This is a genomic window from Methylobacterium oryzisoli, assembly GCF_046557895.1.
GTDB classification, from domain to species: Bacteria; Pseudomonadota; Alphaproteobacteria; order Rhizobiales; family Beijerinckiaceae; genus Methylobacterium; species Methylobacterium oryzisoli.
Genome location: NZ_JBKIBX010000042.1, coordinates 24,197 through 47,043, shown reverse-complemented (window position 1 = coordinate 47,043; position 22,847 = coordinate 24,197). Strand labels below are relative to the sequence as shown.

Below are 22,847 nucleotides of genomic sequence, written 5' to 3'. Positions count from 1 at the left end.
AGCCTCACTCGGCCGGCAGGGCACTGGCTTCGACGGTGCGGGGCGGGCGCGTGCCGGGGAAGAGCAAGGCCCGCAGGGACGCGGCACCCGGCCGGTCGAGCGCGGCCGCGAGGGCGTCGCGCAGCCCGCCGCAGCCGAGATGGCGGGTGGGCGAGGCGAGGCCCCGGCGGCGCGGGTGGGGCTCCACCAGCGCGTCGGTGCTGCGCCCGGCGAGCGCGCGCGCCACGAGGGCGCGGGCGGCGTCGGTCCCGACCGGCGCGCGGCGCGACAGGATCTCGTCGGCACTCACCAGATCGGCCCCGCGGACGAGCGCCGCGCAGGCGTCCTGATCGTCGGGCTCCAGCGCCGCCAGGGCCGCGAGGAGGAGCCGGCCGAGGTCGCGCACCACCGCGTCCGGCGCTCCGGCCAGCACGCGCGCCACGCGCCGGGCGGCTTCCCGCCGGATCCGGTCGAGGCCGTGCGCCTCGCTGCGGCCCTGCCGGTAGGCGGCGAGGTACGAGGCGGCCATCGCGTCGAGCAGGGCGGGCGCCGCGTCGGCCGCAGCCCGCATCAGCGGGACCGTCCGCAGCACCGCGGCGCGGGCGCCGGCCAAGCTGGGATCGTCGTCGAGGGTCGAATCCGGCAGGGCCTCGGGCCCGACCACCGCCGTCACGGCACCGGCCGCGCGCAGCCGGGCGAGCGGGGGAATCCAGATCTCGGCCGACCGCACCCGCAGGGCCTCGTCCACGAAATCGGGCGCGAGGCCGGTAGCGAGGTAGGCGCGGCGCTCCGCGGCGCTGTCCATCTCGAAGACCTCGCCGAACACGCCGGTCTCGTAGGGCGCATGGAACCCGAGCCGCGCCTGCCCGCCCGCGATCCGCTCCCGTCCGTGCAGGAAGACGAGGGTGCAGGCGGAGACGCAATAGTCCGGCACGTAAGTGGCGAGGCGGTGCCCCGCGACGAGGGCGCCGAGCGCCTCGCCCTCCGCGACGAGGCCGCCCTCGCTGGTGAGGTGGAGGCGGGTCGCGCCCGGATGCGCGGCCAGGAGGGCGGCGAGACGATCGGCGCTCCCGCGCACGAGCGGACCGGACAGGCGGATGTCGCGGCCGTGCGGGCCGAGGGCGATCACGGTGCGGGCGCCCTCCTCGGGCCGGTCGCGCAGGCCGGCGATCCCGCGCGACAGGCCCGGATAGAGCAGGAGCGCGAGGACGATCCCGGCGGCGGACGCCGCCAAACCGATGCCCCGCCGGACCGGGCCGGCCGGTCCGCGCGCGGCGGCGAGCGCCGTCCCGCAGGCCGCCAGCAATGCGGCGCCGGCCGCTGCCGCCGCGAGCCCGACCTGCACCGCCCCCTCGGGATCGGCGGGCCGGACGGCGAAGAAACCCGCGGCGCCGAGGACGAGACCGACCGGCGCGACTCCCCGCGCGCGCAACCACCCGTGAAACCGCATCGCCCCCGCCCCACCCTCGATCGGACGTCCGTTCCCGACGCCCGGCATCGCCGCCGAACGAGGCAAGTTTCCGACCAGTCGCGGCATGCCGCGGGACGAAGCGCACGAAGGGGGAGCGATCTGCAGTGAAGACGCCGGGGCGTGGAGAAACGGTTCAGACGTCGCCGGCCGGAGAGGAGGATCGTCTGCTGCCGCGCCACCATGCCGCGACGCGCGGATCAGTCCTTCAGCGGGTCATGGCCCCAGTTCATCAGGGAGTAGCGCCAGCGCGATTCGGCCTTGTCGGTCTCGGGACCGCCCTGGGCGAGGTGACGGCGGACGTAGCCGACGACCTTGCGCATGTGGGCGTAGTCGTCGTCGGTGAGGTCGGCCTTGCGGCGGTGCTTGATCTCGACGATGCGGCGCCCTTCGCGGTGGCCGACCGATTCGCCTTCGCCGTCCTGACTCCAGCCGACCGACCGGCTCTCCTCGGTGGCGAGCCAGCGTTCCAGTTCGGCCGGCGTCATGTTCACCGCCTCGCTGAACTCCTTCCAGGTGGTCTCGTGGTCAGGCTGGCTCACGTCGGGTCTCCGGGTTCGAAATCCGGAGCCAACGCGACAGGCCGCGCGGGTGTTCGCGTCCCGCGCAGGGGCCGGCTGCGGCAAAGGCGCCGCGTCAGCCGATGATCTTGTCCAGCGTGATGGGGATCTCGCGCACCCGTTTGCCGGTGGCGTGGTACACCGCGTTCGCCACCGCGGCGGCGGCGCCGACGATGCCGATCTCGCCCAGGCCCTTCACGCCGATCGGGCTCACCTTGTCGTCGTGCTCGTCGACGAAGATCACCTCGATGTCGTGGATGTCGGCGTTCACCGGCACGTGGTACTCGCCGAAATTGTGGTTCATGAACCGGCCGAGGTTGTGGTCGAGCATCGACTCCTCCTCCAGAGCCGCCCCGATGCCCATGACGACGCCGCCCATGACCTGGCTGCGCGCGGTCTTGAGGTTGAGGATCTTGCCCGCCGCGACGGCGCTGACCACGCGGGTGACGCGCACGACCCCGAGCTCCTCGTCCACCCGCACCTCCGCGAACACCGCCGAGTGGGTGTAGGCCGAGTAGCGCAGGCTGGTGAGGAGGCTGGGCTTGGCGGCCTCGGTCGCCTCGACGGTCTCGACGCCCGCCGCCCGCATCGCGTCCGCCACCTTGACGGCCCGGGACGGGTCGCTCGCGAGCCGGATCTCGCCGTCCACGAAGGTGACGTGGGCGAGGTCGGCGTTGGCGAGCGGTGAATTGTCGAGACGACGCGCGTGGGCGAGGAGCTGCTCGGCCACCGCGCGGCAGGCCAACTCCACCGCGGCGCCCGAGGAGGCCGCGGTCCACGACCCGCCCGCGAGCGGGGCCTCCGGCAGGGCGGTGTCGGCGAGCAGCGTGCGCACCCGCTCGATCGGCACGCCGAGCGCGTCGGCGCCGATCTGGGCGAGGATCGTGTAGGTGCCGGTGCCGAGATCGGCGGTCGAGCAGGCGACCTCCAGGCTGCCGTCGCGCGAGAGCCGGGCGCGGGCGCTCGACTTCATCATGTAGGCTTCCCAGACGCCGGTGGCCATGCCCCAGCCGATCAGCTCGCGGCCCTCGCGCATGGAGCGCGGCTCGGCGCTGCGCCGCGACCAGCCGAAGCGGGCCGCGCCCTCCTCGTAGCAGGCGCGCAGGGCCTTGGAGGTGAAGTCCTTGTTCTCGCCCTCGTCGCGCTCGGCGTAGTTGCGCAGGCGCAGTTCGATCGGGTCGACCCCGGTCGCGTAGGCGAGTTCGTCCATCGCCACTTCGAGGGCGAAGACCCCCGTCACCGCCCCGGGCGCCCGCATGTCGGCGGGCGTGTAGGTATCGATCTTGGCGAGCTTGTAGCCGAGTTTGACGTTGGGGCAATGGTAGAGGAGGCCGGACCAGTTGACGACCGCCTCCTGGTAATCCTCGAAGGTCGAGGTGCCCGCGACCGCGTCGTGCAGCACCGCCTGGAGCCGGCCGTCCTTGTCGGCGCCGAGCGCCACCGTCTGGATCGTCTCGGGCCGGTAGCCGAGCGTGAACATCTGGTCGCGGCTGAGCACCACCCGCACCGAGCGCTTGAGTTCGAGCGCCGCCGAGACCGCCAGGAAGAGCTGGTATTGCGGGCGCAGGCCCGAACCGAAGGCGCCGCCGATGTAGGGCGCGATCACCCGTACGTCGTCCGGCTTCAGGTTGAAGACGCTGCAGACGTAGCCCTGGGTGTTGTTCACGCCCTGGATCTTGTCGTGGATGGTGAGCTTGCCCTCGCCCTCCCACACCACCGTGGTGGCGTGCGGCTCCATCGGGTTGTGGTGCTCCACCGCCTGCTTGTACTCGTGCCGCAGCTGGATCGGCGCGCCGGCGAGCGCGCCCTCGGCGTCGCCGCGCGGGTCGGGCGGCGGCTTGATGCCGGAGCGCTTCTTGGGCGGCTCGTAGGCGGCGTCGCGGTTCCTGTCGAGGTCGGTGTTGGGCACCTCCTCCTCATAGGTCACCCGGATCAGCGAGGCGCCGTGGCGCGCGAGATCGAAGCTCTCCGCCACCACGAGGGCCACCGGCTGGCCGCCGAAGGCGATCTCCGGGCCGTTGAGCGCCCGGAAGGGCGAGCCGGGCGGCGCCACCTGATCGCGGTAATTGTAGTCGAGCCACGCGGTGCGGGGCCGGTTCTCGTGCGTGAAGACCTGGATCACGCCGGGCACCGCGAGCGCCGCGGACGCGTCGATGGCGGTGATGCGGCCGCGGGTGATCGCGCTCGACACGACGACGCCGTAGGCGAGGTCGGCCGCCTTGAACTCGGCGGCGTATTTCGCCGCGCCCGTCACCTTGGCGGGGCCGTCGACGCGGCTCTGCGCCGTGCCGACAGTGAGGTTGGTGGTGGCCATGCGGCGAAAGCCTCAGCGGATGCGCTTGTCGGTCTGGGATTGCGGCGTGCCGGCGGCGGCCTGCGCGAGGCCGCGCACGATGGCGCGCCTCGCCAGTTCGATCTTGAAGCCGTTATGGGCGTAGGGCTTGGCCTCGGCCAGGATCAGGTCGGCGGCCTTGCGGAAGGTCTCGGGGGCGGCTTTTTGGCCTTCGAGGCTCCGCTCGGCCTCCACGTTGCGCCAGGGCTTGTGGGCGACGCCGCCGAGCGCGAGGCGCGCGGTGCGGATCGTATTGCCGTCCATCTCCAGCGCGGCCGCCACCGAGACGAGGGCGAAGGCGTAGGAGAGGCGGTCGCGCAGCTTCAGGTAGGTGTAGTGGTGCGAGAAATCCCGATCCGGCAGGTCGACCGAGAGCACGATCTCGCCCGGCTCCAGGGTTGTGTCGCGCTGGGGCTCGTCGCCCGGCAGGCGGTGGAACTCGGCGAACGGGATCCCGCGCGGGCCGTTCGGTCCCTCGACCCGCACCGTCGCTTCGAGCGCCGCCAGCGCCACGCACATGTCGGACGGGTGCGTGGCAATGCAATGGTCGGAGGTGCCCAGGATCGCGTGGATGCGGTTGACCCCCGTGATCGCCGGGCAGCCCGAGCCCGGCACCCGCTTGTTGCAGGGCGTGCCCTCGTCGTAAAAATAGTAGCAGCGGGTGCGCTGGAGCAGGTTGCCGCCGGTCGAGGCGGCGTTGCGCAGCTGCGGCGAGGCCCCGGCCAGGATGGCGCTGGCGAGCAGGGGATAGCGCGCCGTCACGCGCGCGTCGTACGCCACCGTGCTGTTGGGCACGAGCGCGCCGAGGCGCAGGCCGCCCGCGTGCTCCTCGATGGCATCGAGCGGCAGCCGGGTGATGTCGATCAGCCGGTGCGGCCGCTCGACGTTGTACTTCATCAGGTCGACGAGGTTGGTACCCCCGGCGATGATCCGGGCGGCGGGGTCGCCCGCGAGCGCCTGCACGGCCTCGGCGACGCTCTGGGCGCGGGTGTAGGCGAAGCGGTTCATTCCGCGGCCTCCCGGCGGACGGGGGTCCCGTTCAGGACGGATTCCACCGCGTCCACGATGTTGGTGTAGGCGCCGCAGCGGCAGAGATTGCCGCTCATGTACTCGCGGATCTCCTCGCGGGTCCGCGCGCGGCCCTCCTCGATCAGGGCCACCGCCGACATGATCTGGCCCGGGGTGCAGTAGCCGCACTGGAAGGCGTCGTGCTCCACGAAGGCCGCCTGGACGGGATGCAGCGACCCGGTCGAAAGCCCCTCGATGGTTGTGACGCTGGCGCCGTCCTTCATCACCGCGAGCGCGAGGCACGCATTCACCCGGCGCCCATCCACGATGACCGTGCAGGCCCCGCACTGGCCGTGGTCGCAGCCCTTCTTGGTTCCGGTGAGGTCCAGTTCCTCCCGCAGGAGGTCGAGCAGGCTGGTCCAGGGGGCCACCTGCAATTGCCGCCGCTGGCCGTTGACCGTCAGGGTGATGGCGATCCGGTCGCCGGCATCGCGCGTGCCGCTCTCGCTGAGCATGGGCCTTCCAGGGTGGGTGTCGGGCCGGGCGTCGGCCCGGCGGCTCTGCGCTGTCCGGCAGGGAGGCGCGCGAACGCCGCGATCTCGCAACCGGAGCGCTAGTCCGTAACGGTTCCAACCTGCCGCGGTTCCCCGGTGGAGTGTCCCTCGGGTCGGACCGGCCCCGCGTCGGCGGGGCTTCAAGCCCGCTCCGCTCTGGGCTACGCCTGCGCGCAGTCCCGCCGGAGGTGCCGCATGCCCGCGCTCGACCCGATCCTCGCCGACATCGACCGCGACCTCGACACGTCGCTGGAGCGGCTCTTCGCCTTCCTGCGCATTCCCTCGATCTCGACCGACCCGGCCTACGCGGCCGAGTGCCGGCGGGCGGCGGAGTGGCTGCGGGCGGACCTCGCCGCGATGGGCTTCGAGGCGTCCCTGCGCGAGACCGGCGGCCATCCGGTGGTGCTGGGCCACGCGCCGAAGCCCGGCGCGCCGCACGTGCTGTTCTACGGGCACTACGACGTGCAACCGGTCGATCCGCTCGACCTGTGGGAGACGCCGCCCTTCGAGCCACGCCTCGTCACGCTGCCGGACGGGCGCCGGGCGATCAGCGCGCGCGGGGCCTGCGACGACAAGGGGCAGGTCATGACCTTCCTCGAAGCCTGCCGGGCCTGGAAGGCGATCCACGGCGAGTTGCCGGTCGGCGTCACGGTGCTGATCGAGGGCGCGGAGGAGGACGGCTCGAAGCACCTGCCGGAATGGGTGGAGGCGAACCGCGCCGAGCTGACGGCCGACCTCGTGCTGGTCTGCGACACCGGCATGTGGGATCGGACCACCCCGGCCATCACCTCCTCGCTGCGGGGGCTCGCCTATTTCGAGGTCTTCGTGACCTGCGCAGACCGCGACCTGCATTCGGGCCTGTTCGGCGGGGCGGCCGCCAACCCGATCCGGGTGCTCTCACGCATCATCGCCGACCTGCACGACGAGGAGGGCCGGGTGACGCTGCCGGGCTTCTACGACGGCGTGCGCCAGCCGCCCCCCGAGGTGCTGGAGCGCTGGCGCTCGCTCGACCTGACGCCCGAGTCCTTCCTCGGCCCGATCGGCCTGTCCCGGCCCGCGGGCGAGCGCGACCGCCTGCTGATCGAGCAGATCCAGTCCCGCCCGACCTGTGACGCCAACGGCATCATCGGCGGCTACACGGGGGAGGGGACGAAGACCGTCATCGCCGCGAAGGCGAGCGCCAAGATCTCGTTCCGCCTCGTCGACGACCAAGACCCGGAGGCCCTGGACCGGAGCTTCCGCGCCTTCGTGCAGGCGCGCATCCCGGAGGATTGCTCGGTCGAGATCGTGACCCACAAGGGCTCGCGAGCGATCGCGCTGCCGTTCGACATGCCGGCTCTGGGCGCGGCCGGCCGCGCGCTCGCGGAGGAATGGGGCACCGCGCCGGTGGCGATCGGCTCGGGCGGCTCCATCCCGATCGTCGGCGACTTCAAGCGCAGCCTCGGCCTCGACACGCTGCTGATCGGCTTCGGACTCGACGACGACCGGGTGCATTCTCCCAACGAGAAGTATGACCTGCAGAGCTTCCACAAGGGCACGCGCAGCTGGGCGCGCATCCTGGCGGCGCTGGCGGAGAGGACGTGACAGCCGGCGGGTCCGGGATCAGACTGGCCGTACCGCGTGGAGTTGCGCCATGAGCTTGATCGTCAAGCTGCGCCCGCTGGAGCGCGAGGACCTGCTCTTCGTGCACCAGCTCAACAACAACGACAGCATCATGCGCTACTGGTTCGAGGAGGCCTACGAATCCTTCGCCGAGCTGGCGCAGCTCTATGAGCGCAACATCCACAACCAGACGGAGCGGCGCTTCATCGTCGGCTCGGCGAGCGACGAGCGGGCCGGCATGGTGGAGCTCGTGGAGATCAACCACCTGCACCGGCGCTGCGAGTTCCAGATCGCGGTCCATCCCGCCTTCCAGGGCCGCGGCTACGCCCGGCAGGCGACGCGCATCGCCATCGACTACGCCTTCAGTGTCCTCAACATCCACAAGCTCTACCTGCACGTGGACAAGGACAACCGCCGGGCGGTGGCCATCTACGAGAGCTGCGGCTTCACCACCGAGGGCGTGCTGCGGGACGAGTTCTTCGTCAACGGCCGCTACCGCGACGCGGTGCGGATGTGCCTGTTTCAGCCGGACTACCTGGCCCGGCGCGGCAGCGGGGACGTGCAGGAGCCGGTACTGAAGACCTGAGGCGCGCTGGCGCGCCGGGGGACTCTTCCGTATGGAGGGCGCCCCCAGGGAGCACCGATTTGCGCGAGACCTTCCACATCGAAGTCACCGGCCCCGAGGGCCTGATCCAGCGGGCCTCGGTGCGGGTGGCCGGCCTGGAGGCTGCCCGCGAGCGGGCGCTGCGGCTTTTCCGCCGCGCCCGGGTGCCGCAGCGGGCCGGCCCGGCGGCCGAGGCGGTGCACGTCCTCGACGGCGCGGGGCGCGAGGTCTTCCGCTGGAGCGTCTGGGACGAGGGCGGCCTCCGGGCGTGAGGCCGGCCTCAGGTCGGGCCTCGCGTCACGCCTTCTTGGCGCGCTCGATGCCCTCGAGGATGAGGCGCTGCGCCTCGGCCTTGTCGCCCCAGCGCACGATCTTCACCCACTTGCCGGGCTCCAGATCCTTGTAGTGCTCGAAGAAGTGTTGGATCTGGTGCAGGGTGATGTCGGGCAGGTCGGTGTAGTTCTCGATCCGGTCGTAGCGCTTGGTCAGGTGGCGCGACGGCACCGCGACGATCTTCTCGTCCTCGCCGGCATTGTCCTCCATGATCAGCACGCCGACGGGGCGCACGCTCATGATGGCACCCGGCACGATCGCGCGGGTGTTGGCGATCAGCACGTCGCAGGGATCGCCGTCACCCGACAGGGTGTGGGGGATGAAGCCGTAATTCCCCGGGTAGTGCATCGCCGTGTAGAGGAACCGGTCGACCACCAGGGTGCCGGCATCCTTGTCCATCTCGTACTTGATCGGCTCGCCGCCGACCGGGACCTCGATGACGACGTTGACGTCGTCGGGCGGGTTCTTGCCGATGGCGATGGCGTCGAGACGCATGATGACGAACTCCCGGCGGGGCGCGGCACCCCGTGATCGCCGCTGCTTAGAGACAGCCGATCCTCAGCACAAGCTTGTTGCGGTGCACCCGCGCCCCCGGGACGGGCGCCCTCAGGCGAACCGGTAGGCGACCTTCGGCAGGGCGACGCCGGCGATCCGATCGGTCGCCTCCGCGATCACCCGCCCGCCCAGGCGCTCGTAGAAACTGCGCGCGCGCGCGTTCTCGGTGAGCGACCACACGGCCACCCGAGGCACGTCGCGGTCGGCGAGGTCGTTGCGCACGGCCCGAAAAAGGCGGGTGCCGTAGCCGAGCCCCTGATAGGCCGGATCGAGGTAGATCTCGTCGATCTCCCCCTCCGCATCGAGGGCGCGGTCGCGGCAGCGGCCGTACGAGACGTAGCCCACCACCGTCTCGCCGATGTCGAGCACCACCAGGGGCCGCCCGCGCCCGATCGTGGAGCGCCACCATCCCGGCCCGCGCCGCGACAGCATGCGGTCGAGGGCGACGCCCGGAATGATGCCCTGATAGGCTTCGCGCCACGCCGCGTCGAAGACCCGCGACAGCATCGGGGCATCGTCCGACCGCGCCCGGCGGATGCTGGTGACCTGTGTGCGCACGACCTCTTCCCCCACTCCCGAAGGACCGACCGCGCGTCGCTTTGCGGGATCGCGCGAGTCCGTCCACACGATGCGGGATGGCAGGGAGCAAGTGCAATGCCACGCTGGTTTGCCGGCTGCAAAGCGCCCGCATCGTTGCGGTCGGGACACGCGGCTGCTACATGCCGAGACCCTTCAGAAATAGCCGCCGCCCGGCGGACAGGCCCGCCCGTCCGCCCGTCCTCTCGCCGGTCCCTCATCCCGCGTGTTCAACCGCTTCCTTCCGCCCGAGACCCGCTACGCCCGGCGCATGGCCCGCATCGCGCGCTGGGAGCAGCCGATCGCCGGCCGCCGCGGCCGGCTCCGGGCCTGGGCGAACATGCTGCTCGTCGATCACGGTGTCCTGCGCCTCGCCTACCTCAACCGCCACCCGGTGGGGCGGGGGCTGCTCTGGCGCTCGGCCCAGCCGGCGCCGCACGATCTCGCGTGGTTCAAGCGCCGCGGCGTGCGCACCGTGATCTCGCTGCGCGGCGGGCGCGAGCACGGCTCCTGGCAATTGCAGCGCGAGGCCTGCGAGCGCCAGGACCTGCGGCTGGTCGAGTTCGTGGTGCGCTCGCGCGAGGCGCCCGACCGGCAGATGCTGCTCGCCGCCCGCGACTTCTTCGCCGGCATCGAGTACCCGGCGGTGCTCCACTGCAAGTCGGGCGCGGACCGGGCGGGCTTCGCCGCCGCCCTCTACCTCGTGCTGCACGAGGGGCGCCCGGTGGCGGAGGCGGCCCGGCAGCTCTCGCCGCGCTTCGGCCATTTCCGCTTCGCCAAGACCGGCATCCTCGACGCGTTCTTCGACCGCTACCGCCTGGAGGGCGAGGCCAAGGGCCTGAGCTTCCTCGACTGGGTCGAGACCGTCTACGACCCCGAGGCGCTGCGGCGGGATTTCCGGCCCGGCTTCTGGTCGGACGTCATGGTGGACCGGCTGCTGCGGCGCGAGTGACCGCTCAGCCGCGCCGCAGGCGCAGGCCTGGGGCGGGCCGTTCCAGCAGCACCTCGCGGCGGAAGCGCATCAGCCGGGCCGGGCGGCCGCCGGTCTCGGCGCTGATCGCGTCGGTTTCTTCCACCAGCCCCTGCTGCGCCACCAGACGGCGGAAATTCTGCTTGTGCAGCAGCACGCCCGAGAGGGCCTCCACCACCCGCTGCAGCTGGCCGAGGGTGAAGGCCGGCGGCATCAATTCGAACACCACCGGCCGGTACTTGATCTTGCCCCGCAGCCGGCCCAGCGCAGTGGCGAGCATGCGGCGGTGATCGAGCGCCATCGGCTGCCCGGCCGCCCGTTCGGGGGCGCCCGCCTCCGGCACCAGCCCGGCCTCGAACAGCAGCTCGTAGCGCTCCAGCACCCGCTCCTCGTTCCAGCTCCCCGCCCCACCGAATTCGAGGCCGATGCGGTCGAGGCGGCGGCGCCGCTCGCCCGCCTCCGGCGCGGCCCTGGCCCAGGCGTCGAGGCGCGCCGCGAGGTCGTCGAGGCAGGACGGCGGGCCCGAGCGCCGGTCCTCGTAGGGAAAGTAGCGGTACCAGCCCTGCCAGACCGCCTCGGGTGCGCGCGCCGGCCGTGCCTCGCGCACCAGCGCCAGGTAGGCGATCGAGAGCGCGTGGCCTCCGGCGCCGTCCGGCCCGCGGTCGCGGTCGCCGAAGGTGTAGAGCTGCTCGACGTAGCCCAGCACGAGATCGGTGCGGCGCTCGACCCAGGCGCGCAGGCCGCGCTCCAGCGTCGGGTGGGCCGCTTCCAGGGGACCCGCCGGCAGGCCCTCGCCGCGGCCCGCGGGCTGGCCTGGAACCGGCACCGTGAGCACCCGCGGCTCGCCGTCCGTCGCCGCGATGATGACGGCGGCGAGCCCGACCGCCGGTCCGGCGGCGGAGACCCGCACCGCCTCGGCCTCGACCTGCCCCGACCCCGCCATGCCGCTCCCGCCGTCCTGCTGAAGCCTTCGCGCGTGCATCCGGCGCTGGCGCGGTGTCCGGTTCGGCGCATGAGATGAGAAACCACGGTTGCGCGGCCCGCGCCACGCAACCGCGGCCGGATGGTGTGGATGAGCCCGCTCCCCTCAGCGGCCGGCGCCGAAGACCCGGACCAGCTCCTGAACCTGAGCCGCGTCGAGATGGCGGGTCGGGCGGTCCTTCAGCAGCGTGACGAGCTTGGCCGTCTCCTCCAGCTCCTCGGCCGCGAACACCGCCGTGGCGAGGTCTGCCGCGGCGACGGCCGGGCCGTGATTGGCCAGCAGCACCGCCGCGTGGCTGCCGGCGAGGTCGCGGATCATCTCGCCCATCCGCGGGTCGCCCGGGCGGACGTAGGGGAGGAGCTTCACGCGGCCGACCCGCATGACGACGTAGGGCGTCAGCGGCGGGATGGCGTCCTCGGGATCGGTGTCGGCGAGGCACGACACGGCGGTGGCATAGGTGGAGTGCAGGTGCACCACGGCGCCGGTTCCGGGCCGCGTGTCGTAGAAGGCCTGATGGAGAAAAATCTCCTTCGACGGCTTGTCCCCGCCGACATGCCGCCCCGCCCGGTCGAGCTTGGCGATCCGGGCGGGATCGAGGAAACCGAGGCAGGAATTGGTCGGGGTGATCAGCAGGCCGTCCTCGACGGCGACGCTGATGTTGCCCGAGGAGCCGACCGAGTAGCCGCGGTCGAACAGGGACTTGGCGAAGCGGGTCAGGTCCTCGCGCGCTTGGCTCTCGGTCACCGCCATGCCTCCCGTCTGGTCAATGGGCTCGAGCGCGGCCCGATCCGCGGTGGTCCGCGCGGCCGGTGAACCGACACCTGCCCTCGGGCCGAGCGCCGAATCCTCGCCCTCGGCCACGCGGTGGCCCGTAGACGCCCGATCGCAGATCTGTCAACGGTTTAGGCCCTGGGGCGAACCGTCCGCTGCGCGAGCGCTCCGGTCTGTGCTGGGGAGGGGGTCAACGGCCAGCTTGCGCCCGGCGCGGAACGCGGTCGATCCGTCGTATCCGGCCGCGATCCACGCCAGCCTGACCTTGCCCGAACGCCCGCGCTGCGGTATCAAGCCGCCTGACGTCAAGCAGGTGTAGACGCACTCTGCTTGCGCCGCGGGCGTAGCTCAATGGTAGAGCCGCAGCCTTCCAAGCTGAAGACGAGGGTTCGATTCCCTTCGCCCGCTCCAATATATTTCGCAGAACCGCTGAACACGATCTGATCGACGGTCGCATCCCGACCCGATTGATCTGCCCGGACGCACCATCCGATCGCGCCGGCCGGTCGTGAAACTTCGGCTGGACTTGCCGGGCGCTACGGCACTGCCACATCAGGCCGCCTCAAGCGAGTGATTTCCGACGTTCGGCCCCGTCCGGCATCGGCCGCTGGCCACCTTCGTCCCTCGTGCAGATCGCGACGTTGCGCCGTCAATCGCCGTGGTCGAGCTTGCTCATGTCCCAGCCCGGGATCTCCGGGTCGAGCGTGTGCTCGAATGCCACGATCCCGAGCCCATCGGGCGTGGTCCTGCAGCGGAAGGAGAGCCGGAACCAGTGCCCCCGGCTCCGGACGACGGCGCCCGGCGCGATCACCTCCGTCCCGTGCTGCTGCGGCTCGGTCAGGGCGTAGGCGATCACCGTGTCGGGCCTGAAGCCCGGATGCTGGCGCGCGATCTCCCCGCCGGCTCTGGCGTCGCAGCGCTGCTCGATGCGGGTGCCGAGTTCCACCTTGAGCATCAGGCAGTCACGCGCGTCGGGCGACGGCCCCGCTGCGACGGGGTCCCGCGCGACGGCCAGAATGCAGGCGATCGCGAGGGTGAGCGCTGGGATCCGGATCATGGCTCGCGCCTGACCGCTGATTCTGGCGCAGCTATGGCCAAGCTGACCGGGCCTCGGCGTGGCCGGTCACCGCCCACGCCGATGCCCCGGTTGAGCGTCCCATGAGGGATCCACCGCCGCGCTACCGTCGCTGCACCTAAGACCGGGCCGGCATGCACTTCGGCAGATCAAGAGGGTGACGAATGATGACGCAGCGATTAACCATGACGCGCCCGGCGGGTCGACAGTGCATCGGCGATCACCCGGGGCAGGGAGGCGGATGAGCGGAGGTTACGACGAGCGCTGTGCGGCGGATCTCGCCAACGTGGGCGAGGGCCGGGCCCTGTCTCGCGAGGAGCGGGGATGGCTCGCGCGCGTCGTCACCGGCGCCGTGCGGCCGAACCGCGACAAGCCGCTCTGGGACCTCGCCCACGCGCTGGCGGCGCTCGCCCGGCTCACGGGAGCGGGCGAAGGCCGCGACCTCGTCACCCTGGCGCTCGATCCTCGGCTGGCCACGCCGGAGGCGGTGGCGGCGCGCTTCGCCGGAGCGGGCGCCGACATGGCCGCTGCCGATGCGCGCGGCCTCGTCCTCGCCGGGCCTCGCGCGTGGCGTACCACCTGGGCCGGGCTGGCGCGGCTCCTCGCGCTGGCCGAGTTCGCGCTGACCGCGGAGGATCTGGCGCAGTTCCCGCTCGTCACCGGCTGGTTCGACGATCTGGCGAAGGCGCCCGAGCCCGAGGAGGCCGAGCGGCTCGCCAAGCGCCTCGCCCGCCACATGGCCGCCTACCGCAGCGCCCATCTGCCGCTCGCACCGCTGGAGCGGCGCTTCCGCGGCATCCTGAACTTCCTGCGCGGCCGCGCCGCCTTCACGGACGACGACATCCTGGCCTTCTGGCGCGTCGAGATGGGCACCGGCGAGCGGCCGGGCTTCCGGACCGTCGCCGAGCATTTCGTGACCTACGAGGCCGCTGCCGCCCTGCGCGAGGGCCTGGACGGTCTTTCCGCCGCCGCCTCTCTCGACGCGATCGAAGGCTGGGAGGAGCGCCTGACCGCCTCGCTGGCCGACCTCGCGGCGGGCGAGCCCGCCGCCGCCCTGGCGGACCTGCTCGCGGACCTGCCGGACGGCCCCAAGATCCTCACCGGGGCCGAGCGCGACGACCTCGCGGAGCTGCTGCGCCTCGAACCCTTCCACCGCACGCGCCCCCTGACGGCGTTGCGGGCGGCGAGCTTCGGGCGGGTCCAGTCGGGCCTCGCCAACCGCCTGCGCCGGGGCGGCGGGGGCGCCGATCTCGCCGAGCGCGCCTCCTGCGCCGAGGCGGAAGAATACCGGACGCTGGCCGCCCGCGCGGCCGGGCTGGCGCACCATCTCGGCCGGATGCTGCGCATCGCGGCGGCCCTGCGGCTCGCGGCGACCGACCTCGCCCGCGACCTCGATGCCGACACGCAGGCCGCGCTCCGGGAGGCGGAGGCGGATCTGCGCCGGATCCGCCGGGCCGGGTTCGACGACCGCGCGCGGGTCGCGGCGGGTTTCGCGGCCGTCGATGCGGCGCTGGTCCGCCTTGCCGAAGAAACCGGCCGGTTCGTGCGCGCCGCCGAGAGCCTCGACCGGCGGCACGCCCTCGACGCGGCCTTCGCGGCGGACCGGGCGGTCTTCGCGCAGGCCTTCGCGACGGCCTATGCAGGGGAGGCGGCGTGACCGAGACCATGACCGACGACGGCGCGGCGCGCCTGCTGGCCGAGATCCACGCGGCACGCGGGCTTCTGCGCGCGCCAGCCCCCGCCCTCCGCCAGAGCCATGCAGCCCTCTGGGCCCACGCGACCCGGGAGCCGGGCCGCCCCGTCGACCTCGCGGTGGAGCGGGCGATCCGCGGCGATCCCGAGACCGCCCGACGCTACCGGACGATGCTCGCCGCGCAGGCGCTCGCCCACGCGCCCCTCGCGCTGGCGGCCTCCGACGGCAGCCTGTCGTCCCGGCGGGTCGGGCCTTTTTCGCTCGACATCCTGCCCGCCGAGCCGGACGCGCCCCCGCTGCTGGTGCTGCGCGGCGAGGGCCGGATGCCGCGGGTGATCGAGGCGATGCGCGGGGACGAGGCCGTGCGCCTCGATCTCGGCCCGCCGGTCGACGGCACGATCGTGCTCGCCCTCGATCCGGCCGTGCCGGAGGCGGACAGGCTCGGTCGCCTGCTCGGCGATCCCGCCAGCGCGGTCTTCCTGCTGTGACGGCAGCGGCGGGCGCATGACCGGCGAGGCGGCATGACACCGCGCACGGTCCTGGTCGTGGTGCCGACGACGGGCGGCCCGCTGCGGCTTCGCGCGCTGCGGCCCCGTCCCGGGCTGCCGGCCTCCGCGGCATTCGCGGAGGGCGACTACCGGCCGCTGCCGTGGTCGGCGGATTACGCCCGCCTCGCCGCGCCCGGCGGACCGCTCGCACGCATTCCGGGCGTCGCGGCCGTGCCGCACGAACTGCGCCTCTCCGGCAGCTTCGACGCCGGCCGCTCCTGGGAGGTGCCGGTCTGCCTCGCGCACGGGCTGATCGCGCGGGGCCTGCGCCTCGCGGCCGAGCCGGGCGAGGCCGATCTCGTGCTCTGGGCCACCGGCGCGGTCGATCTCGACCTCGCGATCCTGCCCGGCGACTACGCGCTCCTCGACAAGATCGCCCGCTCGCGGGACCTTTTCGACGCCGCGCCGCAGGCCGGTCTCGCGGTGCTGCTGCCGGAGGGGCCGGAGCGGGCGGAGGCCGAGCGCGCGCTCGGCGCCCTCGGGCGCGCCCGCCCGCCCGTGATCCTGCCCGCGGGCTCCGTGCGCGCGTCCCTCGACGCACTGACCCGGCCGGACGCGCGGGCGCCCGCCGCGCCGGGCCGGCGGCTCGCCCGGACGGCCGCGATGGCGGCGGGCCTCGCGGTCGCCGCCGGTCTCGCGGGCGCGGCGGCGCTCGGCGCGCTGCACGGTCGCCCGTCTCCCGAGGGCCGCGCCGAGGCGCCGCCCGATCCCGCACCGCAGATCGCGGCGGCGGAGCCGCAAAGCCTGCCGGAACCCGTCCGCGAGACCTGGGTCGCCGCGCCCGCCCTCGTGGTCGAGGAACTGATCGCGCCGGCCCGCTCCTCCTGCCGCCGCGTGGCCTTCGGGGCCGATCCGGCCGAGCGCCGCCCCGTGCCGGCGGACGGAGAGGGGCGGCTGCGCGCGAGCCGGCTCGCGCCGGAGCTGTGCGGCCTCGCCTTCCGGCCCACCGCGCCGGGCGCGCGGATCGAGGTGGGGCCGGAACTGCGGAGCGCCGCCCTGCCGCCCGCGGCCCTGCCCGACGGCGCGCAGGCCTACTACCTGCGCGAGGGCGCCCGGCAGAACCTCGTCTACACCGCTCAAGCTCTGTCGGCGACGGGGCCGCCTCCGCCCGGGGGGCGCCTCACCCACGCGCTGATCCGCTGACGGAGGGGACGCCCGTCCCCTTCGACGATCCGTCACACAGCCGGCTTACACACGCCGGGAGGAGGACCACGATGGCTGCACGCCGCCGGACAGGCTGCCGGACCCTCGCGCTGACGGGCCTGCTGCTGGCGCCCTGCGCGGGCCACGCGCAGAGCGTCGGATTCGATCCGGCCGATTACGGCCGCGCCCAGCTGCCCCTGCGCCAGACCACGGGCGATGCCGCGGCCTATGTCGACCAGAACAAGGGAGCGTTCGAGCCGATCGGCGAACTCGACCCGCGGGACGGCCTCGCCGCCCTCGCGCGGCCGATCGGGCGCGTCGACATCGTGCTGCGCAACGCCCGCTCCGGCCAGATGGTCGGCGCCTCCTGCACCGGCGCGCTCCTGCCGGGCGATTACGTGCTGACCAACCACCATTGCCTGCCGCAGGCGGGCGACCTCACGCCCGTCAAGGCGTCGATCCTGATGGATTACCTCAGCCTCGACGGGAAGGGCTCGCGGCGCTTCGATCTCGATCCGCGCCCGGTGGAGTTCGACGCGCGCCTCGACTACGCCCTCGCCCGCGTCGCCGGCAATCCCGGCGCCATCTACGGCACAGCCCGGCTCTCGGGCGAGGCGGTGCCGGGCAACCGCTCGATGCTGGTCATCCATCATCCGCTCGGGCGGCCCAAGGTGATGAGCCGGTTCCGCTGCTTCGCCCTGAAGGACCAGCCCGAGGGGCCGGACCTGCGCCACCGCTGCGACACGCTGGGCGGCTCCTCCGGCTCGCTGATGTTCGACACCGCGGTGGCCGGCGTCGCGCTCCACAAGGAGGGCGGGCTCGACCCGAAGGACCCGTCGAGCTTCAACAGCGCGACGCGGCTCACCGCCATCCTCGGCCGCAGCCGCGTGCTCGCCGAGATCGCGGCCGCGCAGGGCCGCCCGGTCGCCGCGGCAGCACCCGCCGCCGCGGGTCCGGCCCCGGCGGGAGCACCGCCGGCACCGCCCGCCGCGAAGGCGGCCGACGGGCCGCTCGATGCCGGCCAGATGAACGCGATCCTGCGCGGGCGATGAGCGGCGAAAACCGCTCTGCGGCGTCCAGGGATGGAGCGAAGGGGCTGCAAGGCCCCGAAGCAAGGCCCCAAGAGGGGAGTGATCACATGCGGATCGATCGCGCAGCCGCGCGCGCCTGCCTGCTGCTGGGCCTCAGCCTCGTCCTGCCGCTCGCCGGCGCCCGCGCGAACCCGCTCACCGAGGCGCCGGGCCTCGGCCGGCCCGAGACCGCGGCGCCGCCGGCCCGGGACGAGGCGGTGGAAGCCGCGGAGGCCGGCGCCACCAACCCTTCGGCCACGGCGATCATCCGCTCGCTCGCGCCGTTCGCGGACGGCAACCCGGGTGCGCCGTCCCGGCCCGTCCGGGTCGCGCCCGACGACGGCGGGCCGGCGCTCAGCGTCGATGCCGGCCGCGCGGTCGATCTCACGGTCTTCTTCGCCTACGACAGCGCCCGGCTGACGCCCGAGGCGCGCATCCAGCTCGAACCGCTGGGCCAGGCGCTCGGCTCGCGCGAGCTGGCCCGCCACGCCTTCCTGCTCGCCGGCCACACCGATGCGGCAGGCGCCCCGGCCTACAACCGCCGCCTGTCGTTCGCCCGCGCCCGGGCCGTGAAGGCGCATCTGGTCGAGGCCTACGGCATCGATCCGGCCCGGCTGCGCGTCCACGGCTGGGGGCCGAGCCGGCTCAAGGACCCGTCCGCGCCGCTCGCGCGGATCAACCGCCGCGTCGAGGTGAGCCTGATCGCCCCCCGCACCGGCGGCCTGTCCTTCGTGATCCCGGCGGCGGAATCCTGCGCCGCGCCGCACCTCGCCGATCCCCGCCTGCGCGTCGCCCTCGACCTCGACGATTTCGACGCCGCCCCGACGGCGCTGCCCTGCGCCGACTGAGCCTCAAAGCCGTGTCACAGGAGACCCCGATGTTTCGATTCCGCGCCATCCTGGCGGCCGCCCCGGCGGCCCTCGCCCTGCTCCTCGATTTCTCGGCCGCGCCCGCCCTGGCGCAGGGCAAGCCCAACGTCGTGGTGATGGGCGAGGATGCGGACGAGGATGCGGTGCCGCGCGGCAACCGGATCTTCCAGCGGGTGATCGCCGAACTCTCCGAGACGATGAACCTGCGCGGCTACAACGTCTACGACGAGACCGCCGTGGCGATGGGCTTCACCCAGCCAAACCGCGTGCGCCGCCGCGACGCGGAGCTGATCGAGGTGGCCCGCTCGGTCTCGAACCCGCCGCTCGACGTGGTGGCGATCTTCCAGATCTACGCCTCGGCCTCGAAGTCGGCCTATTCGGACATCGTGCGGCCGGCGGTCCGCATTCCCGGCCGGCTGCTCAACGTGCGCACCGGCCAGTCGCTCGGCTCCTTCGAGGTGGCGGGCCTGCAATTGCCGCCCCTGCCGCAGGGCTGCGACCGGGAATGCCTGCTGGAGCGGGTCGGCGCCGAGGCCAAGACCATCGCGGGCGACGTCGCCGCCGCCCTGACCGCCAAGCTCGACGGCTTCGTGGCGCCGCGCCGCGGAGCGGATGCCGGACCGGCGCCCATGGGCGCGGCGCCCTCGGGCGAGGCACCGCCCGCCGGCGTGACCGCGGCGCCCGGCACTGAGGCCTGCGGCGGCCTGCCGACCGCCTACGTGGTGCGCCTCAACGGCTTCTCGGCCCAGGAGGTCCAGGCCGCCGAGGAGTACATGGCCGCCTTCCGCTGCTACGAGCACCATCGTCCGGTGCGCTCCGGGGCCTCCGCCGCCGAGTACTGGTACGAGACCCGCTCGGATTCGGCGCGGCTCGGCCGCAACCTGCGCCTGATGCTGGAGCACATGAGCGCGCCGGGACAGGTCCAGTTCTCCGGCAACACCTTCGTCCTCAGCCGCGTCGCCACGCGCTGAAGCCCCTGCCCGCGGAGTTCTTCCCGATGATGGTCCCGCTCTCGCGCCGCGCGCTCGGCCGGCTCGTCGCCCTCGCGGCGCTCGCCGGCCTGCCCGCGGTGGCGCTCGCCGCCGAGCCGGTCTTCCCGCCCGCCTCATCGATCGGCCTCGTGCCGCCGCCCGGCATGACGCCCGCCCAGGGTTTTTCAGGGTTCGAGCACCGCTCGGGCGCCTCGATCGTCATCATGGAGATGCCCGCCGAGGCCTACGCGGAGATCAGCCGCAAATTCACCCCCGAGGCTCTGCGGCCCACCGGCTTTTCCGTGAAAGGAGAGGGCGAGCCGCTCGCGGTTACGGGCGGCGAGGGGCGGCTTCTGCGCGGTGCCCAGGCCGCCCACGGGCTCACCTACGCCAAGTGGGTCGCGGTGGTGCGGGGCGGCGCCGGCACCGGCCTCGTGACCGTGCAGGTTCCCGAACAGGCCGCCGCGCAGGTGCCCGGCGAGGCCGTCGAGGCGGCCTTGCGCTCCATCGCCTTCCGCACGCCCGCGAGCCTCGACGACCAGATCGCGGCGTTGCCCTACACGATCGGGGACCGGGCCGGATTCCGTCCCGTGCGGGTGCTGCTCGGCAATTCCCTGCTCCTGACCGAGGGGCCGAAGGACGTCGATCCGGGGCGGACGCAGCCGATGATCATCATCGCGCCCTCGCTCGGGCAAGCCGCGGTAGGTGCCGGGCAGGAGGGGGCCTTCGCCCGCAAGGCGCTCGGCAGCCTGCGCGACCTGAAGGACGTCGCGGTAACGGACGAGACCCGCTCTACCCGCGGCACCAATGCGGTCGTGCGCCTGCGGGCCACCGCGACCGACCTGAAAACCGGTCGGCCGCTCGCGGTGACGCAGACGATGCTGTTCGACGGTCCGCGCTACCTGCGGGTGATCGGCATGGCCGAGGCCGGTGAGGCCGACGCGATCGACCGCGCCGAGCGCGTCGCGGCCTCCATCACGACCAAGTAGGCGCCGGTGCGGTCAGCGCCGGCACGCACCGTCCTGCCACGCCCCGCCCGCATCCAGGCAGGCATCCTGGGCCAGGAATCCCGGGAGCCAGAGGGCGGCTGCCAGGGCGGTGAGCGCCGCCAGCATCAATCCCCCGGCCACCCATCCGCGTCGCGATCCCATGCTGCCTCGTCCCCGCATCCTCGTCCTCGCCGCGCCTCCGCGGCGACACCTGCCGTGAGCCCCCGATGATCCGACCCCCATGCGCCGCCACCTGAGCCTCGCCATCCTCCTCGTCCCGCTCCACGGCGCCCTGGCACAGGGGACGGCGGATGACGGCGCCTGCCGCGACCTGCCGCAGCTCTCCGACGCAGCGCCGCTCGCCGTCGGAACGATCACCGGGACCGAGCGCACCCACTTCGTCAAGGATGCGATCGAGCGGAAGAGCTGCCCGGACGCCTCGCTCGAATGCCGCGCTCGGGCCTATCTGGTGTCCGGCGACCGCGTGCTGATCGGGGCGCGGCGCGGCTCCTATCTCTGCGCCACCTATCTCGCGCCCGGCGACAGAAAGCGCACCGACACGGGCCGGTCCGGCTGGCTGCCGGCGGCGGCCGTGACCGTCGCGCCGGCCGCCGCCGTCGCGCCGGAGGGCTGGCTCGGCACCTGGACGCGGGTCGAGGCGACGATCCGGGTGAAGCCGGGCGCCCGGCCTGGCACGCTGGCGGTCACCGGCGACGCCACATGGGGCTCGCTCGATCCGGACCGGGTCCGGCGCGGGGCCGTCAACCTCGGCAGCCTCGAAGGCACCGTGACGCCCTCCGGCGACGCGCTGAGCTTCGCGATGGGCGAGAAGGGCACGCTGCCGGTCGGGCAGGGCGATGCCGCGGACTGCAAGGTCTGGATGCGGCGGCTCGGCCCCTGGCTCGTCGTCGACGACAACAACGCCTGCGGGGGCATGAACGTGAGCTTCCGCGGCCTCTACAGCCGCGCGCCGTAGGCGGGCGATGGGATCACCCTGGTCTGGCGCGCGGATCGCGCCCTCGCCTGAAAGGCCGAGCATGACGCTGCCTCTCCTCGTTCTCCCGCTCCTCGTCGCGGCGCAGGCCGCCTGGGCCGCGCCGGCCGGCCGCGAGCCGACCGCCCTGCTGCGGGACTGGGCGGCGCTCAACAGCGCCTGCCGCGGAGGCCGCGGCGACGACCCGCGGACCCAGGAGGCCTGCACGCGGCGCGACGCCCTCGACCGCCGGCTCGCCGCCGCGGGCTGGTGCTACGGCCGGCCCGGAGAGGCCGGCTATCAGCGCACCTGGCAGCGCTGCGCCGGCGGCGCGGCGCGGTAGCGAGCGCCGATGGACGGCAAACGCCTGGGCCGCCTGCTGCTGTTCGGCCCGCTCGCCGGGTGGGGCTGGCGGGGTGCCGTGATCGCCGCCGGCCTCGCGTGGCTGCCCGCCCTGCTCTTCGCCGCGGGCCTGTCGCTGGCGGGGCTCACGGGCTGCCCGGTGAACGAGGCGCAGGTGCAGCCCTGCCGGGTCGCGGGCATCGACATCGGCGGCCTGCTCTACGGGCTGACGATGATGGGCTGGATCGTCATCGCCCTCCTGCCGGTGATGCTGCTGACGCTGCTCGCAGGGCTCGTCGGCGGTGCCGTCGCGCTCTGGCGCGCCCGCCGGCAATCCTGACCGTTCCATTCACGCCGGAGGGCCGATGCCGCTATCACCGATCCGCCTCGCCGCGCTCCTGCTTCTCGCCCTGCCGATGACCGCCGCGGCGCAGGGCCTCGTCGCCGAGCGGGCCTTCCCGCCCGCGGGCGCCTGCTACGGGCGCGTCTACGACGCGGCGCATCTCGCCCGCCATCCGGGCCAGATCATCGCCGGCCTCTTCCTCTCGGGCTCGTCCCGCGGCCTCGTGGCCGCCCGGCGAGACGCGGGCCGGATCGATCCGGAGCTGACCCTGACCCTGCGCGTCGACCTCGCCGACGGGCGCAGCGCGACGGGCGAGATCGGCTGCCCGGAGGAAGGGGCCGCATTCGCCGCTGCGGGCGAAGCGCGAGCTGCGCGGGCGACTTCGCGGTCGAGGTCCTGCCGGACGGAAGGCTGCGGATCGTCAACGACGACGCGGCCTCACGGGTGCCGCATGCCGTCTCTGCCCGGCCGGGCTTCAGCCCGGACGCCACCTGTCCTTCCGCGGCGGGTCCCGGCCGGCCCGGAATGTTCGTGCCG

The 22,847-nt window shown here is 73.5% G+C and carries 26 protein-coding genes and 1 tRNA gene; 15 read left to right on the top strand and 12 right to left on the bottom strand.

Annotated elements, in window-relative coordinates; all coding sequences use genetic code 11:
- Positions 1-4: 4 nt before the first annotated feature.
- The 5 genes from ACKUB9_RS27725 to ACKUB9_RS27705 form a co-directional block, all read right to left on the bottom strand.
- Positions 5-1,411, bottom strand: a complete 1,407-nt coding sequence (locus ACKUB9_RS27725) for a hypothetical protein (protein WP_407529222.1) — start codon at positions 1,409-1,411, stop codon at positions 5-7.
- 236 nt (positions 1,412-1,647) lie between these two features.
- Positions 1,648-1,989 (bottom strand): DUF3140 domain-containing protein, encoded by a 342-nt coding sequence (locus ACKUB9_RS27720; protein WP_407529221.1) that lies wholly within the window; start codon positions 1,987-1,989, stop codon positions 1,648-1,650.
- A gap of 94 nt (positions 1,990-2,083) precedes the next feature.
- A complete protein-coding gene (locus ACKUB9_RS27715; RefSeq protein WP_407529220.1) occupies positions 2,084-4,321 on the bottom strand; it encodes a xanthine dehydrogenase family protein molybdopterin-binding subunit in 2,238 nt (745 codons plus the stop codon).
- A 12-nt stretch (positions 4,322-4,333) separates the two neighbouring features.
- Positions 4,334-5,347, bottom strand: a complete 1,014-nt coding sequence (locus ACKUB9_RS27710) for an FAD binding domain-containing protein (protein ID WP_407529218.1) — start codon at positions 5,345-5,347, stop codon at positions 4,334-4,336.
- A complete protein-coding gene (locus ACKUB9_RS27705; protein WP_407529217.1) occupies positions 5,344-5,862 on the bottom strand; it encodes a (2Fe-2S)-binding protein in 519 nt (172 codons plus the stop codon). Before ACKUB9_RS27705 ends, ACKUB9_RS27710 begins: the two co-directional genes overlap by 4 nt.
- A 234-nt stretch (positions 5,863-6,096) precedes the next feature.
- On the opposite strand from ACKUB9_RS27705, the gene ACKUB9_RS27700 reads away from it, so the two are divergent.
- From ACKUB9_RS27700 to ACKUB9_RS27690, 3 genes are read left to right on the top strand one after another with little or no spacing between them, the layout of a single operon-like run.
- Positions 6,097-7,485 (top strand): M20/M25/M40 family metallo-hydrolase, encoded by a 1,389-nt coding sequence (locus ACKUB9_RS27700; RefSeq protein WP_407529216.1) that lies wholly within the window; start codon positions 6,097-6,099, stop codon positions 7,483-7,485.
- 55 nt (positions 7,486-7,540) lie between these two features.
- Entirely contained in the window at positions 7,541-8,089 is a 549-nt protein-coding gene (gene speG / locus ACKUB9_RS27695; protein WP_407529237.1) for a spermidine N1-acetyltransferase, read from the top strand.
- Positions 8,090-8,148: 59 nt separating this feature from the next.
- Positions 8,149-8,379: a hypothetical protein gene (locus ACKUB9_RS27690; RefSeq protein WP_407529215.1), complete on the top strand. Its 231-nt coding sequence runs from the start codon at positions 8,149-8,151 to the stop codon at positions 8,377-8,379.
- A gap of 25 nt (positions 8,380-8,404) precedes the next feature.
- On the opposite strand, the gene ppa is transcribed toward ACKUB9_RS27690, so the two are convergent.
- Both ppa and ACKUB9_RS27680 read right to left on the bottom strand, forming a co-directional pair.
- Positions 8,405-8,935: an inorganic diphosphatase gene (ppa, locus tag ACKUB9_RS27685; protein WP_407529214.1), complete on the bottom strand. Its 531-nt coding sequence runs from the start codon at positions 8,933-8,935 to the stop codon at positions 8,405-8,407.
- A 111-nt stretch (positions 8,936-9,046) separates the two neighbouring features.
- On the bottom strand, positions 9,047-9,553 hold the full coding sequence (locus tag ACKUB9_RS27680; RefSeq protein ID WP_407529212.1) for a GNAT family N-acetyltransferase: 507 nt from the start codon (positions 9,551-9,553) through the stop codon (positions 9,047-9,049).
- A 244-nt stretch (positions 9,554-9,797) separates the two neighbouring features.
- Between ACKUB9_RS27680 and ACKUB9_RS27675 the strand changes: the two genes are divergently transcribed.
- Positions 9,798-10,523, top strand: coding sequence for a fused DSP-PTPase phosphatase/NAD kinase-like protein (locus ACKUB9_RS27675; protein WP_407529211.1), 726 nt, complete (start codon positions 9,798-9,800; stop codon positions 10,521-10,523).
- Between the two features lie 4 nt (positions 10,524-10,527).
- Here the strand turns inward: ACKUB9_RS27675 and ACKUB9_RS27670 are convergent, their stop codons facing one another.
- Positions 10,528-11,484 (bottom strand): NUDIX hydrolase, encoded by a 957-nt coding sequence (locus tag ACKUB9_RS27670; RefSeq protein WP_407529210.1) that lies wholly within the window; start codon positions 11,482-11,484, stop codon positions 10,528-10,530.
- Between the two features lie 144 nt (positions 11,485-11,628).
- Positions 11,629-12,267, bottom strand: a complete 639-nt coding sequence (gene otnC / locus ACKUB9_RS27665; RefSeq protein ID WP_407529209.1) for a 3-oxo-tetronate 4-phosphate decarboxylase — start codon at positions 12,265-12,267, stop codon at positions 11,629-11,631.
- A gap of 364 nt (positions 12,268-12,631) precedes the next feature.
- Here otnC and ACKUB9_RS27660 point away from each other — a divergent pair.
- Positions 12,632-12,705, top strand: a tRNA-Gly gene (locus ACKUB9_RS27660).
- A gap of 238 nt (positions 12,706-12,943) precedes the next feature.
- Here ACKUB9_RS27660 and ACKUB9_RS27655 read toward each other — a convergent pair.
- Positions 12,944-13,351 (bottom strand): DUF930 domain-containing protein, encoded by a 408-nt coding sequence (locus ACKUB9_RS27655; protein WP_407529207.1) that lies wholly within the window; start codon positions 13,349-13,351, stop codon positions 12,944-12,946.
- 259 nt (positions 13,352-13,610) lie between these two features.
- On the opposite strand from ACKUB9_RS27655, the gene ACKUB9_RS27650 reads away from it, so the two are divergent.
- From ACKUB9_RS27650 to ACKUB9_RS27620, 7 genes are all read left to right on the top strand, one after another.
- The gene (locus ACKUB9_RS27650) at positions 13,611-15,026 is read left to right on the top strand and encodes a hypothetical protein (RefSeq protein ID WP_407529206.1); all 1,416 of its coding nucleotides are present in this window, start codon (positions 13,611-13,613) and stop codon (positions 15,024-15,026) included.
- Positions 15,023-15,550: a hypothetical protein gene (locus tag ACKUB9_RS27645; protein ID WP_407529205.1), complete on the top strand. Its 528-nt coding sequence runs from the start codon at positions 15,023-15,025 to the stop codon at positions 15,548-15,550. Before ACKUB9_RS27650 ends, ACKUB9_RS27645 begins: the two co-directional genes overlap by 4 nt.
- A 33-nt stretch (positions 15,551-15,583) precedes the next feature.
- Entirely contained in the window at positions 15,584-16,753 is a 1,170-nt protein-coding gene (locus ACKUB9_RS27640) for a hypothetical protein (RefSeq protein WP_407529204.1), read from the top strand.
- 71 nt (positions 16,754-16,824) lie between these two features.
- A complete protein-coding gene (locus tag ACKUB9_RS27635; protein WP_407529203.1) occupies positions 16,825-17,805 on the top strand; it encodes a trypsin-like serine peptidase in 981 nt (326 codons plus the stop codon).
- An 86-nt stretch (positions 17,806-17,891) separates the two neighbouring features.
- A complete protein-coding gene (locus tag ACKUB9_RS27630; RefSeq protein WP_407529202.1) occupies positions 17,892-18,671 on the top strand; it encodes an OmpA family protein in 780 nt (259 codons plus the stop codon).
- A 29-nt stretch (positions 18,672-18,700) separates the two neighbouring features.
- Positions 18,701-19,663: a hypothetical protein gene (locus ACKUB9_RS27625; protein WP_407529201.1), complete on the top strand. Its 963-nt coding sequence runs from the start codon at positions 18,701-18,703 to the stop codon at positions 19,661-19,663.
- A gap of 26 nt (positions 19,664-19,689) precedes the next feature.
- Entirely contained in the window at positions 19,690-20,652 is a 963-nt protein-coding gene (locus ACKUB9_RS27620) for a hypothetical protein (RefSeq protein WP_407529200.1), read from the top strand.
- Between the two features lie 12 nt (positions 20,653-20,664).
- Here the strand turns inward: ACKUB9_RS27620 and ACKUB9_RS27615 are convergent, their stop codons facing one another.
- On the bottom strand, positions 20,665-20,814 hold the full coding sequence (locus ACKUB9_RS27615) for a hypothetical protein (protein WP_407529199.1): 150 nt from the start codon (positions 20,812-20,814) through the stop codon (positions 20,665-20,667).
- Positions 20,815-20,893: 79 nt separating this feature from the next.
- Here ACKUB9_RS27615 and ACKUB9_RS27610 point away from each other — a divergent pair, with 79 nt between their 5' ends.
- From ACKUB9_RS27610 to ACKUB9_RS27600, 3 genes are all read left to right on the top strand, one after another.
- The gene (locus tag ACKUB9_RS27610) at positions 20,894-21,628 is read left to right on the top strand and encodes a hypothetical protein (RefSeq protein WP_407529198.1); all 735 of its coding nucleotides are present in this window, start codon (positions 20,894-20,896) and stop codon (positions 21,626-21,628) included.
- A 61-nt stretch (positions 21,629-21,689) separates the two neighbouring features.
- Positions 21,690-21,968, top strand: coding sequence for a hypothetical protein (locus ACKUB9_RS27605; protein WP_407529197.1), 279 nt, complete (start codon positions 21,690-21,692; stop codon positions 21,966-21,968).
- 9 nt (positions 21,969-21,977) lie between these two features.
- The gene (locus ACKUB9_RS27600; protein WP_407529196.1) at positions 21,978-22,307 is read left to right on the top strand and encodes a hypothetical protein; all 330 of its coding nucleotides are present in this window, start codon (positions 21,978-21,980) and stop codon (positions 22,305-22,307) included.
- A gap of 34 nt (positions 22,308-22,341) precedes the next feature.
- On the opposite strand, the gene ACKUB9_RS27595 is transcribed toward ACKUB9_RS27600, so the two are convergent.
- On the bottom strand, positions 22,342-22,470 hold the full coding sequence (locus ACKUB9_RS27595) for a hypothetical protein (protein WP_407529195.1): 129 nt from the start codon (positions 22,468-22,470) through the stop codon (positions 22,342-22,344).
- Between the last annotated feature and the right edge of the window lie 377 nt (positions 22,471-22,847).

What these genes read in the sequence shown, in the direction of transcription:
- ACKUB9_RS27715 (WP_407529220.1), bottom strand. Translation starts at nt 4,321, where the DNA reads ATGGCCACCACCAACCTCACTGTCGGCACGGCGCAGAGCCGCGTCGAC.
- ACKUB9_RS27710 (WP_407529218.1), bottom strand. Translation starts at nt 5,347, where the DNA reads ATGAACCGCTTCGCCTACACCCGCGCCCAGAGCGTCGCCGAGGCCGTG.
- ACKUB9_RS27705 (WP_407529217.1), bottom strand. Translation starts at nt 5,862, where the DNA reads ATGCTCAGCGAGAGCGGCACGCGCGATGCCGGCGACCGGATCGCCATC.
- ACKUB9_RS27700 (WP_407529216.1), top strand. Translation starts at nt 6,097, where the DNA reads ATGCCCGCGCTCGACCCGATCCTCGCCGACATCGACCGCGACCTCGAC.
- ppa (WP_407529214.1), bottom strand. Translation starts at nt 8,935, where the DNA reads ATGCGTCTCGACGCCATCGCCATCGGCAAGAACCCGCCCGACGACGTC.
- ACKUB9_RS27670 (WP_407529210.1), bottom strand. Translation starts at nt 11,484, where the DNA reads ATGGCGGGGTCGGGGCAGGTCGAGGCCGAGGCGGTGCGGGTCTCCGCC.
- ACKUB9_RS27655 (WP_407529207.1), bottom strand. Translation starts at nt 13,351, where the DNA reads ATGATCCGGATCCCAGCGCTCACCCTCGCGATCGCCTGCATTCTGGCC.
- ACKUB9_RS27650 (WP_407529206.1), top strand. Translation starts at nt 13,611, where the DNA reads ATGAGCGGAGGTTACGACGAGCGCTGTGCGGCGGATCTCGCCAACGTG.
- ACKUB9_RS27640 (WP_407529204.1), top strand. Translation starts at nt 15,584, where the DNA reads ATGACACCGCGCACGGTCCTGGTCGTGGTGCCGACGACGGGCGGCCCG.
- ACKUB9_RS27635 (WP_407529203.1), top strand. Translation starts at nt 16,825, where the DNA reads ATGGCTGCACGCCGCCGGACAGGCTGCCGGACCCTCGCGCTGACGGGC.
- ACKUB9_RS27630 (WP_407529202.1), top strand. Translation starts at nt 17,892, where the DNA reads ATGCGGATCGATCGCGCAGCCGCGCGCGCCTGCCTGCTGCTGGGCCTC.
- ACKUB9_RS27625 (WP_407529201.1), top strand. Translation starts at nt 18,701, where the DNA reads ATGTTTCGATTCCGCGCCATCCTGGCGGCCGCCCCGGCGGCCCTCGCC.
- ACKUB9_RS27620 (WP_407529200.1), top strand. Translation starts at nt 19,690, where the DNA reads ATGATGGTCCCGCTCTCGCGCCGCGCGCTCGGCCGGCTCGTCGCCCTC.
- ACKUB9_RS27615 (WP_407529199.1), bottom strand. Translation starts at nt 20,814, where the DNA reads ATGGGATCGCGACGCGGATGGGTGGCCGGGGGATTGATGCTGGCGGCG.
- ACKUB9_RS27610 (WP_407529198.1), top strand. Translation starts at nt 20,894, where the DNA reads ATGCGCCGCCACCTGAGCCTCGCCATCCTCCTCGTCCCGCTCCACGGC.
- ACKUB9_RS27605 (WP_407529197.1), top strand. Translation starts at nt 21,690, where the DNA reads ATGACGCTGCCTCTCCTCGTTCTCCCGCTCCTCGTCGCGGCGCAGGCC.
- ACKUB9_RS27600 (WP_407529196.1), top strand. Translation starts at nt 21,978, where the DNA reads ATGGACGGCAAACGCCTGGGCCGCCTGCTGCTGTTCGGCCCGCTCGCC.
- ACKUB9_RS27595 (WP_407529195.1), bottom strand. Translation starts at nt 22,470, where the DNA reads ATGCGCCGCGTCGTAGACGCGCCCGTAGCAGGCGCCCGCGGGCGGGAA.